Below are 15,089 nucleotides of genomic sequence, written 5' to 3'. Positions count from 1 at the left end.
CCATATGGGACTCCATATGGGGCGCTTTTGAGGCGCTTCGGGGCGGTCCTGGCGCTCAGCTATCGGCTGCGAGCTTCGCGCCCAGACCGACCAGCAGGGCGCCGCACACACCGTCGATGGGCCGGCGCAGACGCCGGTAGCCGCGCTGCGTGCGCTCGGTCGCGAACATCACCGCGACGCCGCCGTACCAGCTGATCGACATCGTCCCGATCATCGCGAGCGCGACGCCGTAGAACCATAGCGGCGGATGCGCCGGGAACAGCGTGGCGAAAATACTGGTCCAGAATGCACACGCTTTCGGATTCGTCAGGCACGTGAGCATGCCGGCGCGCCACGCACGGAAGTACGCGCCGCGATCGTCGGTGGGCGGCGGCTCGATGCTGACAGCAACCGTTTCGCCCCGCTTCGCGCTCGCCAGCACGAGCTTGATGCCGAACCACACCAGATAGATCGCGCCGGCAATCCGGATGCCGTTGTAGAGCCAGTCGATCTTTTGCAGCACGGTCGCGAAGCCGAGCATCGCGAGCGAGACCCAGACCGTCGAGCCCGTGCCAACGCCCAGCGCGGACGCCGCGCCCAGTCCGCGCCGTCCCGCGAGCGACAACTGCGTGATCATGAAAAAGTTGGGACCGGGGCTGACCAGCGCGACGAGATAGACGAGGGCGATTTGCAGCAGGATCGGCAGATAGGGATGCATGGCGACGATGGGTTGCGCGACAGGGCAGCGCGATCAGCGCATTCAGCGCATTCAGCGCATGGAGTGGGAAAAGGCGGAATCGCGATCTTACTCTCGTCAGCGCGTAGCGGAACGTCCGGGGTGCGCATCGGGTGCGCGTCGCGTGGTTGACGGCGATCCCGGCGGCAACGCGAACGCGCGGCCCGCGCACATCACCACGCCGCAACAAGATCCCGCGCAAATCACCCCTACGCAGCCGTCTGCCCCGCGCCCGTCGCCGCATCGGGCGTCGTAGGCTTGTGCGCGCGCTGTTTCAGCACGCGCGCCTGCAGCACGATCACGAGCAGCAAAAATACCCCGCGAATCACCGACTGCCAGTACGCCGACAAACTGATATAGCCGAGCCCGTTCTCGAAGTTCAGCAGATTGAAGACGAGCCCGAGCAGCAGCACGCCCGCAATCGTCATCGCGATCGAGCCTTCGCCGCCCGTCAGCAGCGTGCCGCCCAGCACGACAGCCGAAATCGCGAACAACTCCCATCCGACGCCTTCGTTCGGCTGCCCCGCGCCGAATTGCGCGGCGAGGATCACGCCCGCGAGCCCCGCCAGCAGGCCGCTCACCGCATACACGGCGACCAGCGTGCGGTTCACGTTCAGGCCCATCAGCCGCGCCGCTTCCTCGCTGCCGCCGATCGCGAGCGAATGCCGCCCGAAGCGCGTGTTGCGCAGCGCGAGCCAGCCCGCCACCGCCGCGACGAGCGCGATCAGGCCAGGAATCGGCAGGCCGAACAGGTCGCCCTGGCCGAAGTTCGCGAAGTTGGTATCGGACGAAATCGACACGGCGTCGTTCTTGCCGAGCAGCAGCGCGAGGCCGTGCGCGCCGAGGCTCGTCGCGAGCGTCGTGATGAACGGCAGGATCTTCATCCGCGTGATGATGATGCCGTTGATCACGCCGACCAGCAGCCCCGCGCCCGCGCCCGCCAACACGGCGAGCCAGCCGCCGTACGGACTCGCGAGCGCGGCCACGACGCTCGCCAGCGCCGCGACCGTGCCGACGGACAGATCGATGCCGCCCGTGATGATTACGAACGCCATGCCGACGGAAATCAGCGCGAACATCGAGTTGTAGCGCCAGAACGACGTGATGTTGTACGCCGACGCGAAGTGCTCATAGCGCACGAGGCCGAGCACGATCAGCGCGCCGAGCGCGAGCAGGATGGGCAGGTTCTTTTTCATCGGAGCGTGTCCTCGGAATCCTTCAGCGCGAGCGCCGCTGCACATACACCGCCGCGATGATGATGCCCGCCTTGACGACGAGCGCGGCGGCATCGGGAATGCCATGCGCGAGCAGCGTGTAGCGCAGCAGCTGGATGATCAGCGCGCCGATCAGCGTCCCGCCGATATACGCCTTGCCGCCCGTCAGCGCCGTGCCGCCTACCGCGACGGCGGCAATCGCGTCGAGTTCGATGCCGAGCCCGACAACGTTCGCATCCGATGACGAATTCACCGAAATCGAAATCAGCCCCGCGAGCCCCGACAGCGCCGCGCACAGCGTGTACGCGATCATCTTCACGCGCGCCGTCGGCACGCCGCTGAGATACGCGGATTTCTCGTTGCCGCCCGTCACGAGCAGGTACTGGCCGAACAGCGTCTTGCGCACGATCCACGCGAACAATGCGACGAGCGCGAACATCAGCAGCACCTGGAACGGCACGCCCGCCACCTTGCCGAGCGCGATCCACTGGAACGCGGGGTTGTTGAACGCCTGCAGGCTGCCGTCGGTGACGACCTGCGCGATGCCGCGACCGGCGATGAACAGCACGAGCGTCGCGACGATCGGCTGCACGGCTAATCGCGTGACGAGAAAGCCGTTGAACACGCCGCACACAGCGGCGGCCAGCACGGGCAGCACGAACGCGAGCGCAATGCCGAGCGGCCCGGCGATGTGCAGGAACAGCATCGGCGCGAGCGCGCCCGCAATCGCCATCGAGGCGCCCACCGACAGATCGATGCCGCCCGTCGCCACCACCAGCGTCATGCCGATGCCGACGATCACGATCGTCACGACCTGCGTCAGGTTGACGTTGAAGGTCTGCAGCGACCAGAAGTGCTGCGTGAACAGCAGATTGAACACGAGCATCGCGAGCAGCACGACGACCTCGCGCTGGATCGCGATGCGGCGCTTCTTCTTCACCGTCGGCGCATCGGGCGACGCGGCCGCCGTTGCGAGTGGCGCGCCGTCGTTGCGCAGCGACTCATGAGCCATGACGGTCGCCCTCCGCGATGTCGCCGATGTGCGCGGACTGCACGGCTTCCACGAGTTGCGAAGTGCCCGCGCTGCCGTATGCGATTGCATCCATGATTGCCGATTCGCTCATTTGCGCGCCGTCCAGTTCGGCCACCGTGCGGCCGTCGCGGATCACGACGGCGCGGTCGGCCACGGCCGTCAGTTCTTCGAGTTCGGAGGCGGACAGCAGCACCGCCATGCCTTCGTCGCGCAGTTCGCGCACGATCTTCGCGACATCCGCCTTCGCGCCGACGTCGATACCGCGCGTCGGTTCGTCGAGCAAAAGCAGCGACGGCTGCGCGGCGAGCCAGCGCGCGAGCAGCACCTTCTGCTGATTGCCGCCCGACAGTTCGCGGATCGGTTGATCGGGCGAGCGCAGCTTGATGCCGAGCGACGCGATGAACCGTTCGACGATTGCCTGCTGCTTCTTCACATCGACGATGCCGTGCTTCGACAGCGTGCGCAGGCAGACGAGCGTGAGGTTGTCGCGCACCGACAGCTCCGGCACGATGCCTTCCGCCTTGCGGTCTTCCGTCAGATACGCGAGGCCGCGCGCAATGGCGTCTTGCGGCGACTTCAAGGCGACGCGCTCGCCGTTGATCGACAGTTCGCCTTTTTCGGCAGCGTCGGCGCCGAACAGCAGGCGCATCGTTTCCGTGCGGCCCGAGCCGAGCAGCCCGGCAAGGCCGACGGCTTCGCCCGCGTGCACGTCGAGCGACACGTCGCTCACTTTCGGATGCGCGGACAGATTGCGCGCCGAGATCGCCTTGTCGCCGCGACGCGCGAGGTTGGCTTCGCGCGCGGCGCTGTCGTCCTGCACGACGGCGGCGAGCGTGCGGCCGAGCATCGTCGTGACGAGCTGGCGTTTGTCGATGTCTTTCATCGCGCTTTGCGCAACCGTCTGGCCGTCGCGCATCACCGTCACGCGATCGCACAGCGCATACAGTTCGTCCAGACGATGCGATACGAAGATCACGGCGCGCCCGTCGTCGCGCAGCTTGCGCACGACGGTGAACAGCAGTTCGACTTCGCGCTCGTCCAGCGACGAAGTGGATTCGTCCATGATGACCATCTTCGCGTCCGACGAAACGGCGCGCGCGAGCGCCACCATCTGCTGGATCGCTGTCGAATAGCTGCCCGCGGGCTTTTTCACGTCGATCTGCAAGCCAAACGATTCGAGCAGCGCGGACGCGCGCCGCTGCACGTCGCGCCAGTCGATCAGACCGAAGCGGCGCGGCTCGCGGCCCAGAAAAATGTTTTCGGCGACCGAGCGGAACGGCACCAGGTTGATCTCCTGATAGATCGTGCTGATCCCTGCTTCGCGCGCTTCTTTCGGGGTGCGGAAATCGATTGGACGGCCTTCGAAGCGTACGCTGCCGCCCGAGCGCCGGTAGGCGCCCGTGAGGATCTTGATCATCGTCGATTTGCCGGCGCCGTTCTGGCCGATCAGCGCGTGGACTTCGCCCGCGGCGACGCTGAGATTCGCGCCACGCAGCGCCGGCACGCCGCCGAACGAAATGTCGATGCCCTGCATGTCGAGCAGGGGCGCGCGGGAAGACGACGGCGGCGCGGCGGTGCCGGAATGCGCGTCGGGTTGCGTCACGTGTGTCTCCTTGCCATGGCCCGGCAACGGCTCGAGCCTCGTTGCGCGGGGTGCAGTCGTTGCCGTGGACGGTCGCCTGCTGTCGCGCGAGCGGCGACCTTCATGGTACCCCCGACAAAGCGAAGCGACGGTCCATGCATGCGCCGCCCGGACAAGCGCGCACAACGGACACGTCGCCTCGAACCCTTCCCGTCAGCGCGGCGCGCGAGCACCCCGATGCGGTCCTGCGTGCCGACCGTACTTCGTGCTGCGCGCTGCACTGCGTGATTCGCGGCGTGCCGGCCGGTTACATCAACTGCCCTTCACATGCCCAGTAGCCGCTCAATACGGGCTCAGTAGCCGTACTGCATGCTTTGCTGCACGTTGCTCTTGTCATAGAAGCGGTCCGACACTTTCACCCACGTCGGAACCTTCTCGCCCTTCGCGAACTTCTGCGCGACATCGCACGCGAGCGGGCCGAAGAACGGGCTGGACTGCACGCTCGCGCCCAGTTCACCGGCGGCGATCGCTTCGAGGCCGCCCTTCGTGCCGTCGATCGTCACGATCTGGATGTCCTTGCCCGGCTGTTTGCCCGCCGCCTTGATCGCGGCGATCGCGCCGAGCGCCATTTCGTCGTTGTGCGCGTAGACAGCCGTCACGTCGGGATGCGCCTGCAGCAGCGTTTCCATCACCTGGCGGCCCTTGTCGCGCGCGAAGTCGCCGCTTTGCGATGCAACGATCGACATGCCCGGATTCTTCGCGATCACTTCATCGAAGCCCTTCTTGCGATCGTTTGCAGCGGAGGCGCCCGTCGTGCCTTCCAGTTCGATGATCTTCGCCTTACCGCCCGTCGCCTTGACGAGCCAGTCGGCGGCGCGGTGACCCTGATCGATGAAGTCCGAGCCGATGAACGTGATGTAATCGCGCCCCGCCTTCGCTACCGACTGATCGACGTTGCGGTCGACGAGAATGACGGGAATCCCCGCTTTCTTCGCCTGCAACACGACAGGCGCGAGCGGTTTCTCTTCACGCGGCGGGAACACGAGCAGATCGACGTGCTGCGCGATCATGCTCTGGATGTCGGACACCTGCTTCGAGTTGGAGCCGTTGGCGTCCGTCATCACCATCTGCCAGCCGCACTTCGCGGCGATGTCCTTGAAGCTCTGCGTTTCGGCGAGACGCCACGGATTGTTGCTCTCCGTCTGCGCGAAGCCGACTTTCAGCGGTTTCTTGGCGGGAATTTTCGGCAGATCGTCGGCCTGCGCCGAGGCCATGCCGAATCCCAGGGCAACTGCCAGCAATGCTGCCGCGAGCGGCGCAAGCCGCTGACCGCGCGAATCCCGATTGAGCGACGCCATGTCTTCCTCCAGTACCAGTTGGTGTGTTTTGCTTTTGTGCTTCAACTGCCGCCGGCACTTCGGTGGTGACCGGTCATGCCGATTATTTCATCGTGAATTATTATTGGTCAATCACTAATAATATTAATTGCAGCGCGTTTTGCCTCGGTAATTTCCCTGACTGAGCCACGCTCGATCAGCGGACCGTCGAGCTTCACCATCCGGTGGCGCACGGGCGCGCCCGCAGCCTGGTTATGCACTTCCTGCAAGAGTGTTTCGACGGCCCAGCGGCCCAGCTCGTAGTTGGGCAGCACGACCGTGGATAGCGGCGGATGCGTGTGACGCGCGATTTCCTGGTCGTCGTAGCCGAGCACGGAGACGTCGTCGGGCACGCGGTAGCCGAGTTGCTTGAGCGCCTCGATGGCGCCCAGCGCCATCAGGTCGTTCGCGCAGAAGATGGCCGTCGGCGGATGCGGCTCGCGCATCAGCGACAGCGTGTGCTCGAAGCCCGTGCCCGAGCTCCAGTCGCCGTCGCGCACCATCTCCGGCGCGAACGGCAGATCGGCCGTGGCGAGCGCCGTGCGATAGCCCTTCAGACGGTCTTTGGCGGCGTCCTGCCAGTGCTCGCCGTTGATGTAGCCAATGCGCCGGTGTCCGGCGCGCAGCAGATATTCCGTCGCCACGTGGCCGCCCGCGACTTCCGCCGGCACGATCGACGACTGGCCGCCTTCGCTCGTGTAGCAGTTCAGCAGCACCGTCGGCACCCGCGACAGCGCGGCGGGCAGCGCCACCTTGCGGGTGTAGACGGTCGCGTAGATCACGCCGAACACGGTCGGGCTCGCCAGCACGGCGTCGAGCACCTGCTGCTCGATCTTCGCGTTGCCGTGCGTCGAGTAGACGGACAGCAGCTTGCCGTTGGCATAGGCGGCGTCGCGCGCGCCGTCGATGTTCACGACGGGATGCGGGCTCGTCGAGATTTCGTCGGCGAGATAGATGATCAGGTTGCGTTCGTCGGACGAAGGCGGCAGCGGTTCGCGCGCGGCCAGCCGATAGCCGAGTTCCTGCGCGGCTTTGAGCACCTTGTTGCGCGTGGTCTCGGAAAATTTCGCGCTGGTCGCGTTGTTCAGGACGAGAGAAACAGTCGATTGCGATACGCCGGTGATCTTGGCGATATCGGTCATCGTCGGGCGGCGTTGAGTCGATTTTTTCATTGATTTCGCCGCGCAACGGCGGCTGGTTGACGGGATGCCGCGGGCATCGTGGTACTGACTGACGGTACCACTAATAATATGTGCTGGACAACACGCGCAAACCCCTCTTTTCGCGACGCAGCCAGGCACCAAAAAATCAATCCATTCATCGGTATTATTACTAATAATATTGACCTGAAAGCCTGGGCGTGCGATTCTCGCTCGCGCGGGCCGCCTCTGGGTACGACGCCGGACGTGCGCCGCGCGTGCCGCAACCGTCCACGCCCACACCCACGACTATGCGCGAAGCCCTTTCCAACCCGTTCGCGGCCGATCCCGCCACCGATCTGCGCATCGACGATCCGTCGCTCGTCGTGTTGTCGAGCGGAGCGACGACGCTTGTCGTGGCGCCGCAAGTGGGCGGGTCGATTGCGGCGTATGGCGAACGGACGAACACGCGCGTGCTGCATTGGCTGCGCCCCGCGACGCGCGCCGCGCTCGCCGCCGTCAATCCGCTGCAAATGGCGAGCTTTCCGCTGTTTCCCTACTGCAACCGTATTCGCGGCGCGCGCTTCGCGTTCGAAGGTCGTGCGATCGACCTTGCCGGCGACGGCAATCGCTTCGCGCACGCGCTGCACGGTCACGCGTGGCGCACGCCGTGGCGCGTCGGCGCGCGCACGGCGACATCGGTCGAACTGCACTTCGAGCATGTGCCGGATGCGAAAGCGACTGGCGACTGGCCGTTCCGCTATCGCGCGAGCCAGCGTATCGAGCTGATCGGCGGCGCGTTGCGCGTGACGCTCGAAGCGGAAAATCTGTCGGCCGGTCCGATGCCGTTCGGCATGGGCCATCACCCGTACTATCCGCGCACATCGAACACGGTTGTCACCGCGCAGGTCGAGCAGATGTGGCACGCGGACGACCACGTGCTGCCGACGCATCTCGGCCCGCATCCCGCCGTCGATGCGCTGGCGCGCGGCATGAGCGCGGATGCCTTCGATCTCGACAACAATTTCAGCGGCTGGGCGCGCAGCGCGACGATCGCGTGGCCGGACGAGGGGCGCGAAGTGACGCTGACGGCCGAGTCGCCGTTCGATCACATGGTGGTGTTCGCGCCCGCGAACGAGGCCCAGTTGTGCGTCGAGCCCGTCACGAACACGACCGACTGCTTCAACGCGAACGAAGACAGCCGCGAACGGGCGGGCTACCGTGTGTTGCAGCCCGGCGAGACGATCCGCGCGGCGCTGGCCTGGACGCCGCGGCGCGTCTGAGACCCGAAAACGCGCGTCACTCGACGCGCAGCCGCGCCATGTACGGCAGGTGATCCGACAGCCAGGCCGTCTCTTGCGCGGGCTGAATCCATTCGATGGGTTTCATGCCGCGCACGAACATCTTGTCGAGCGCGAGCGCTGGCGAAAACGCCGGAAACGTGCGGCCCGTTTCGCCGAGCAGCGTCGCCACTTCCTCCAGGCCGTGTTCGGCGAACAGCGGCACGGAATCGTTGCGCCAGTCGTTGAAGTCGCCTGCCAGCACGAGCGGGCCGTCGGGTGCTTCCTTCGAGATCCAGTGCGCGATCCAGTGCATCTGACGCAAGCGCGCCTGGCGCGTGAGCGCGAGATGCGCGCACAGCAGCGTCACCGATTTGCCGCCGAACGTCGCGCGCGCGACGAGCAGCCCGCGCCGCTCGAAGCGGTGCGCGGAAATGTCCCAGCGTCCGCCGAGATCGAGCGGATGCGGCGACAGGATCGCGTTGCCGTGCCGCCACGACGGCTTGAACACATTCGGTCCCAGCGCGATCTGCAGTTGCAGCGCTTCGGCAATTTCAGTGGCCTGGCAATGCCAGACGTCGTTGTCGATATCGCCCATGCGCGCGCCGAACGAGCTCGCCAGCACGGGGCCCGGCATCCGGCGCGCCATGGCTTCCTGCAGGAAATACGCATCGGCGTGCACCGACTGCACCCAGCGCTGCATCGCCTGCCACGCCTGAAAGCCGAGCGGCGAGCGCCCCTTGTGCAGGTTCCAGCTCACCGCGATGAAATCTCTCCGATCGAGGTTTTCGCGTATCAGTTCTTCGGGGTTTCGCATGCCGCGTTGTCCACGTCGTTCATTGAGTTCACGGGTTGTTGGCGACGCTTGCACGCAAGCGGTAGACGAGATTCGGGTCCTTGTCGACGATCGTCCATGTGGCCCAGGCGCCCGGCGGCACCACCAGGCCCGGATGGTTCGCGCTCACCTGACGCGGTTGCGGCGGCAGCTTGCAGCCGGTGTCCGTCGTGCGCGAGCCGGGTTCTTCGAGCGTTTCCTGTGCTTCGATCGCAAACGTGACGCCGCTCGTGTCCGCCTGCGTCGGCGAAACGGTCAGCGTGCGCGACAGGTCGATGTTGCCCGCCGGCACGTTCTTGCAGCCGACGTTGTTCTGCACCACGTGATGATGCGTGTCGGTGCGCGCCTGGCCGACTGTGGTCGTGCCGTCGAACGAATCGATCTGCTGTCCGTCGCGCATGACCTGCAGTTCCCACTTGACGGAGGCGGGCGCGGGACGCTGCTGCGCGTGCGCCGTCAAGGCTTGCGCCATCAGTGTGGTGCCGAGCAGGACGGCGGCGAGGCTGGTTTTCCACATGTACGAAGAGTCTCCGGAATCGCTGCGTTGCCAGGGCGTCGGTGTCCGCGCGTTCTTTCTTGCGACCGCCGACCATCTTACGCTTTATCGGGATAACGGTTTCTGACACCCGATCCGAAGCCAAGGTTCAGCGCGCAATGGCAACCGTGCATTGCAGATAGGGACGCGGGTATGACGATTCAAGCAATCTTCTCGCCCGGCACCTGCCATTAGCAGCAGACCCTCGTGACTGCTGGCTTGCATGGGATTTCGGTGTCGATACACTGAAATCGGAAGCGGCGTCGCGGACGCCGCGGCCGCAGAACCATCTCGACGGGGTGAAACGATGACAACGGCTATGGTGAGGCAGGAAATCGCGGTTGCGTCATTCAGCGAGGTCTACGATCTGGATCGGGTCGAAACTGCGCTGAACGAACTGAACGAAGGCGCAAACGACGCATTGCGTTCCACATACGAAAAGATGCTGAAGGTCGGCAATCTGCGCTTTTGCGTGAAGCCGAACCGGATGCCGTCGATCGACGATCTGGCCAGTTCGCTGCCCAATTTTTCCGAGCCGCTCGACGACATCCGCAAGCAGGTCGCGCTGTGCCTCGAAACGGATGACCGGCTGGAACTGATGCCGCTGCTGCTGCTGGGCGAGCCCGGCATCGGCAAGACGCATTTTGCGAAGCAGCTCGCGCGGCTGCTCGGCACGTCGTATCACTACGTCGCGATGAGTTCGCTGACGGCGGGCTGGATTCTGTCGGGCGCGTCGTCGCAATGGAAGAACGCGAAGCCCGGCAAGGTGTTCGATGCCCTTGTGCACGGCAGCTATGCGAACCCCGTGATCGCCGTGGATGAAATCGACAAGGCGACGGGCGACTCGCAATACGATCCGCTCGGCGCGCTGTACGCCCTGCTGGAGCACGACACGGCGCAGACCTTCATCGACGAATTCGCGGAAATTCCCATCAACGCCGGTCATGTGATCTGGATTGCCACGGCCAACGATGAGCACGCGATTCCCGAGCCGATCCTGAACCGGATGAACGTCTACGAGATTCCGCCGCCCGATCGCGACGGCGCGCGACGCATCGCGCAGTCGATCTACGACGAAATCCGCTCTGCACACGGCTGGGGCCAACGCTTTACAGCGGAATTGGGTGACGCGGCGCTCGAAGCGCTGTCGCAGGCTTCGCCGCGCGAGATGCGGCGCGCCATTCTCAACGGCTTCGGCTCGGCGCGCATCGCCGGGCGCGACCAGATCGGCGCCGACGATATTCGCCTCGACTACAACTCGCGCCGAAAACCCATCGGTTTCTAGCATTGCTTGCGTTTGCGCGGACTAGCCGCCTTCCGGCGGTTTTTTGATTGTCGCAATGATGTAACTATTCCATGCACGATCCGAGCAAATTGACGCGCGATTGGTATTCCCTGTAACAACAGTCAATTTCGTTTATCAGGCTCGGCAACTTGATAGGTGAGGGCTAGACTGCCGTTCATCGAAGTGCGAACCGCATTTCTCCCGCACGGACTTCACCTTCAGGAACCGATCATGAAAAAGTTTTCGCTTGCAGCTTTGTTGATCTCCGCAGTGGTTGCCGCACCGGCTGTCGCGAGTGGCTACAGCCCGGCGCCGACGCAATCGCCGTCGGACGTGAACGGTCCGAAAACGCGTGCCGAAGTGCGAGCCGAACTGGCGCAAGCGCGTGCCAACGGTGAACTGAGCCTGAATCCGAACGCGCCCGCCTATCCGCAGCAGCTCGCGACGGGCGGCTACACGGTACCCGTCGCGCATGTCGACGTGCGTCATCTGTTCAAACGCACAACTGCGCTCGATTGAGCAAGCAATTCGTTGTCTGTTGTGGCCCGTTGTGGCGCGGGCGGAACGCCATTTAGCCTGAGCCCGCCAAATTCACCAGGAATGCGCGTCGTCGGCGTACACTGATTCGGACGCGCTCTGCGTTCCCCACATCGATGCCCGCAGCCAGATTCGGCTGCGGGCATTTGCGTCTGTGGCGTGCGGCGCGTTTCGCATTGTGCATGTGAAGCGTTCGACAGCACGCGGTCACGGCTCTATCGCTGCCGCACGCTATCGAAATTCTGGTGGGATGACGAGGGAGAACGCGGCGCATCGAGCCGCGTCCAACGGACATGGATCAGATCGAATGTGTGGTGATCGGCGCTGGTGTCGTCGGTCTTGCTGTCGCGCGCGCTCTCGCTGCGCGCGGACGTGAAGTGATCGTGCTCGAAGCGGCGGAAGCGATCGGCGTGGGCACGAGTTCCCGCAATAGCGAGGTGATACACGCGGGCATCTACTACCCGCGCGGCTCGCTGAAGGCGACGTTGTGCGTGCGTGGCCGCGAAATGCTCTACGACTACTGCGCGCAGCGCGGCGTGCCGCATCAGCGCTGCGGCAAGCTGCTGGTCGCCACGGCGCGCAACCAGATTCCGCAACTCGAAGGCATCATGGCGCGCGGCAAGGAAAACGGCGTGCTCGACCTGATGCGCATTTCCGGCGAAGACGCACAGGAGCTGGAGCCGGCGCTGCAATGTGTCGAAGCCGTGTTCTCGCCGCAGACGGGGATCGTCGACAGCCATCAGCTGATGCTCGCGCTGCTCGGCGACGCCGAACGCGACGGCGCTGTCTGCGCGTTTCACGCGCCCGTCGAAGCGATCGACGCGGTCAACGGCCGCTTCGTCGTGAAAGTGGGCGGCGAGTCGCCCACCACGATCGGCGCCGCGTGCGTGATCAACAGCGCGGGGCTGCACGCGAATGCGCTCGCGCGCAAGATTCGCGGACTCGATGCGCGCCACGTGCCGCCGCTGTATCTCGCGCGCGGCAATTACTTCAGCATGTCGGGCCGCGCGCCGTTCAGCCGGCTGATCTATCCGATGCCGAACGAAGCTGGGCTTGGCGTGCATCTGACGATCGATCTCGGTGGCCAGGCGCGCTTCGGGCCCGACGTCGAATGGGTCGATTCGATTCACTACGACGTCGATCCGCAGCGCGCGGAATCGTTCTACGCGGCCATTCGCGCCTACTGGCCCGCGTTGCCCGATCACGCGCTGCAGCCTGCGTATGCAGGCATTCGTCCGAAGCTATCGGGCCCCGGCGAGCCGGCCGCCGATTTCCTGATCCAGGGTCCGGCCGCGCATGGCGTGCGCGGCCTCGTGAATCTGTTCGGGATCGAATCGCCGGGTTTGACGGCCTCGCTAGCGATTGCGCAGCGCGTGTGCGAAGTCAGCGGTCGCGCCTGAAACGCGCGCGACGTGCTGGCGCGCCGGGCGACTTTGCGCCGACGTCGGGTGAAGATCGGGCAAGCGCGCGACCACCCGTTCGCCCGCGATGAGACGTGCGTGACGGCACGGCGACACGCGCAGGAGCGTCGCGCCGGGCCACGCTATGGATTTCCTTATGACAGGGATTTGACACGTCACGCGCGTCGGCTTCGTTGCTATGCTTGGGGATCGCTGTCGTCAGAACGGCGTCGTCCCACAATACCAATGGAGTGAGTCCCCATGAAAAATTCCCGTCGTACCTTTTTGATCACGAGTATCGGCGTGGCATCGACGCTCGCGCTGTCGCGCCAGGCCTTCGCCGATGCGCCGAAGGTTGCGGAATCCGATCCGACCGCGCAGGCGCTCGGCTACAAGGAAGACGCGAGCAAGGTCGACAAGGCCAAGTACGCGAAGTACGTGGCCGGTCAGGACTGCGGCAATTGCAGCTTTTATCAGGGCAAGCCCACCGACGCCTACGCGGGCTGCCCGATGTTCGCAGGCAAGCAGGTCGCGGCGAAAGGGTGGTGCAGCGCATATAACAAGAAGGCCTGACGCCAAAGTCCTCCGGCCGTTTGGGCGCGCGCGGGGCGGTGCGACGCAGCATCGCCGCGCGTGTCTTCGCAGACGTCGGCGGGGCGCGCCGTGCAACACGGCATCGCGCTCCACGTTGTATGAAAGTTGCTTGAAATCGGATGTCGTGCTCTCCTACACTCGCATGGCGTGCGCGGGCCTTCCCAAAAGCCCCATTCAAACTAACTCAATCCAACGCACCGACGCCTCGACGAGGGCCGGAGACACCGATGTCAAAAGCAGCGAGGAGCCTCAATACGCGCGCGGTCGCGGCGGCCGTCATCGGTAACGCGCTCGAGTGGTACGACTTCACCGTCTTCGGTTTTCTCACCGTCGTCATTGCTGAACTCTTCTTTCCTTCCAGCAGCGACTACGCGTCGATTCTTCTCGCCACCGCCAGCTTCGGGGTCGCCTTCGTGATGCGGCCTGTCGGCGGCATCGTGCTCGGCCTGTATGCGGACCGCGCGGGGCGCAAGGCCGCTCTGTCACTCGTGATCGCGCTGATGACGGTCGGCATCCTGCTGCTCGCCGTCGCGCCGACGTATTCGGCGATCGGCATCGGCGCGCCGCTTCTGATCGTGTTGGGGCGTCTGTTGCAAGGCTTCTCGGCGGGCGGCGAATTCGGCAGCTCCACTGCGCTCCTGATCGAGGCCGCGCCGTTCTCGAAGCGCGGCTTCTACGGCAGCTGGCAGATGGCGAGTCAGGCGGCCGCGCTACTGCTCGGCGCGGTGGTGGGCGCGCTGGTCACGCGCGGTCTGGCGCCGGAAGCGCTCAAGTCGTGGGGCTGGCGCGTGCCGTTCATCGTGGGGCTGATCATCGGGCCGATCGGCTTCTACATCCGCCGCAATCTCGCGGATTCCGAAGCATTTCTGCACGCGAAGCAGACGGCGCGGCGCGCGACGCTACGCGAACTGTTCACGCACCATAGCCGCGACGTGCTGTGCGGCCTCGGCTCCGTGGTCGCGTTGACGGTCACGATTTACGTGCTGATCAGCTATCTGCCCACGTTCGCCGTCAAGGAGCTGAAGCTGCCCTACGCGGATTCGTTCACGGCCGTGATCGTCGGCAATCTGCTGCTGATGGTGCTATCGCCCGTGACGGGCGCGTGGTCGGATCGCATCGGACGCAAAGGGTTGTCGCTGTGGTCGCTGGTTCTCACGCTGGCGCTGATCTATCCGCTATTCACGTGGCTCGAAGGCGGGCCGAGCGTGTCGAAGCTGATTCTCGTGCAGGCGACGTTGTCCGTCGCGCTATCCGGCTACTACGGGCCGTTCGGCGCGATGATGGCCGAGCTGTTTCCCGCGAACGTGCGCTCGACCGGCCTGTCGCTCGCGTACAACTTCGCGGTGATGCTGTTCGGCGGCTTCGGCCCGTTCATCGTCACGTGGCTCATCCGGACGACGGGTTCGCCGCTCGCGCCGACCTTGTACGTGATGTGCGGACTCGCGGTGTCGATCGTGGCCGTGGCGTGCATGCCTGCCAAACGTCACGCGGATCTCGACGCGATCCGCCATCGCACCTCGACGCAGGAAGTGCGTTAAGCGCCGGGTTTCAAGAGCCGGGTTTC

14 protein-coding genes are annotated in these 15,089 nt (G+C 65.0%); 6 read left to right on the top strand and 8 right to left on the bottom strand.

Features of this window, described 5'->3' with window-relative positions; genetic code table 11:
- Positions 1-55 precede the first annotated feature (55 nt).
- From H3V53_RS08585 to H3V53_RS08560, 6 genes are all read right to left on the bottom strand, one after another.
- Positions 56-697 carry a LysE family translocator gene (locus H3V53_RS08585; RefSeq protein ID WP_336597592.1) on the bottom strand — a complete coding sequence of 214 codons (642 nt, stop codon included), beginning with the start codon at positions 695-697 and terminating at the stop codon, positions 56-58.
- Positions 698-924: 227 nt separating this feature from the next.
- The gene (locus tag H3V53_RS08580; protein ID WP_336597591.1) at positions 925-1,911 is read right to left on the bottom strand and encodes an ABC transporter permease; all 987 of its coding nucleotides are present in this window, start codon (positions 1,909-1,911) and stop codon (positions 925-927) included.
- Positions 1,912-1,933: 22 nt separating this feature from the next.
- Positions 1,934-2,941: an ABC transporter permease gene (locus H3V53_RS08575; protein WP_336597590.1), complete on the bottom strand. Its 1,008-nt coding sequence runs from the start codon at positions 2,939-2,941 to the stop codon at positions 1,934-1,936.
- On the bottom strand, positions 2,931-4,496 hold the full coding sequence (locus H3V53_RS08570; RefSeq protein ID WP_336597629.1) for a sugar ABC transporter ATP-binding protein: 1,566 nt from the start codon (positions 4,494-4,496) through the stop codon (positions 2,931-2,933). Before H3V53_RS08570 ends, H3V53_RS08575 begins: the two co-directional genes overlap by 11 nt.
- A 401-nt stretch (positions 4,497-4,897) precedes the next feature.
- Positions 4,898-5,902 (bottom strand): ABC transporter substrate-binding protein, encoded by a 1,005-nt coding sequence (locus H3V53_RS08565; protein WP_336597589.1) that lies wholly within the window; start codon positions 5,900-5,902, stop codon positions 4,898-4,900.
- Between the two features lie 107 nt (positions 5,903-6,009).
- On the bottom strand, positions 6,010-7,062 hold the full coding sequence (locus H3V53_RS08560; protein ID WP_336597628.1) for a LacI family DNA-binding transcriptional regulator: 1,053 nt from the start codon (positions 7,060-7,062) through the stop codon (positions 6,010-6,012).
- Between the two features lie 308 nt (positions 7,063-7,370).
- On the opposite strand from H3V53_RS08560, the gene H3V53_RS08555 reads away from it, so the two are divergent.
- On the top strand, positions 7,371-8,342 hold the full coding sequence (locus H3V53_RS08555; protein ID WP_336597627.1) for an aldose 1-epimerase: 972 nt from the start codon (positions 7,371-7,373) through the stop codon (positions 8,340-8,342).
- Between the two features lie 16 nt (positions 8,343-8,358).
- On the opposite strand, the gene H3V53_RS08550 is transcribed toward H3V53_RS08555, so the two are convergent.
- Both H3V53_RS08550 and H3V53_RS08545 read right to left on the bottom strand, forming a co-directional pair.
- The gene (locus H3V53_RS08550) at positions 8,359-9,156 is read right to left on the bottom strand and encodes an endonuclease/exonuclease/phosphatase family protein (protein ID WP_336597588.1); all 798 of its coding nucleotides are present in this window, start codon (positions 9,154-9,156) and stop codon (positions 8,359-8,361) included.
- 28 nt (positions 9,157-9,184) lie between these two features.
- The gene (locus H3V53_RS08545) at positions 9,185-9,691 is read right to left on the bottom strand and encodes a hypothetical protein (RefSeq protein WP_336597587.1); all 507 of its coding nucleotides are present in this window, start codon (positions 9,689-9,691) and stop codon (positions 9,185-9,187) included.
- A gap of 325 nt (positions 9,692-10,016) precedes the next feature.
- Here H3V53_RS08545 and H3V53_RS08540 point away from each other — a divergent pair, with 325 nt between their 5' ends.
- The 5 genes from H3V53_RS08540 to H3V53_RS08520 all read left to right on the top strand — a co-directional run bounded on the left by H3V53_RS08540 (position 10,017) and on the right by H3V53_RS08520 (position 15,063).
- Positions 10,017-10,994 (top strand): AAA family ATPase, encoded by a 978-nt coding sequence (locus tag H3V53_RS08540; protein WP_336597586.1) that lies wholly within the window; start codon positions 10,017-10,019, stop codon positions 10,992-10,994.
- Between the two features lie 231 nt (positions 10,995-11,225).
- Positions 11,226-11,513 (top strand): DUF4148 domain-containing protein, encoded by a 288-nt coding sequence (locus H3V53_RS08535; protein WP_336597585.1) that lies wholly within the window; start codon positions 11,226-11,228, stop codon positions 11,511-11,513.
- Positions 11,514-11,824: 311 nt separating this feature from the next.
- Positions 11,825-12,931, top strand: coding sequence for an FAD-dependent oxidoreductase (locus H3V53_RS08530; RefSeq protein WP_054917826.1), 1,107 nt, complete (start codon positions 11,825-11,827; stop codon positions 12,929-12,931).
- Between the two features lie 261 nt (positions 12,932-13,192).
- Positions 13,193-13,504, top strand: a complete 312-nt coding sequence (locus H3V53_RS08525) for a high-potential iron-sulfur protein (RefSeq protein ID WP_054917822.1) — start codon at positions 13,193-13,195, stop codon at positions 13,502-13,504.
- A gap of 248 nt (positions 13,505-13,752) precedes the next feature.
- The gene (locus H3V53_RS08520) at positions 13,753-15,063 is read left to right on the top strand and encodes an MFS transporter (protein WP_336597584.1); all 1,311 of its coding nucleotides are present in this window, start codon (positions 13,753-13,755) and stop codon (positions 15,061-15,063) included.
- Positions 15,064-15,089: the final 26 nt, after the last annotated feature.

The sequence above is a fragment of the Paraburkholderia bengalensis genome, assembly GCF_037126505.1.
In the GTDB taxonomy this organism is placed as follows: Bacteria; Pseudomonadota; Gammaproteobacteria; order Burkholderiales; family Burkholderiaceae; genus Paraburkholderia; species Paraburkholderia bengalensis.
This window is presented reverse-complemented; position numbering and strand designations above follow the sequence as displayed.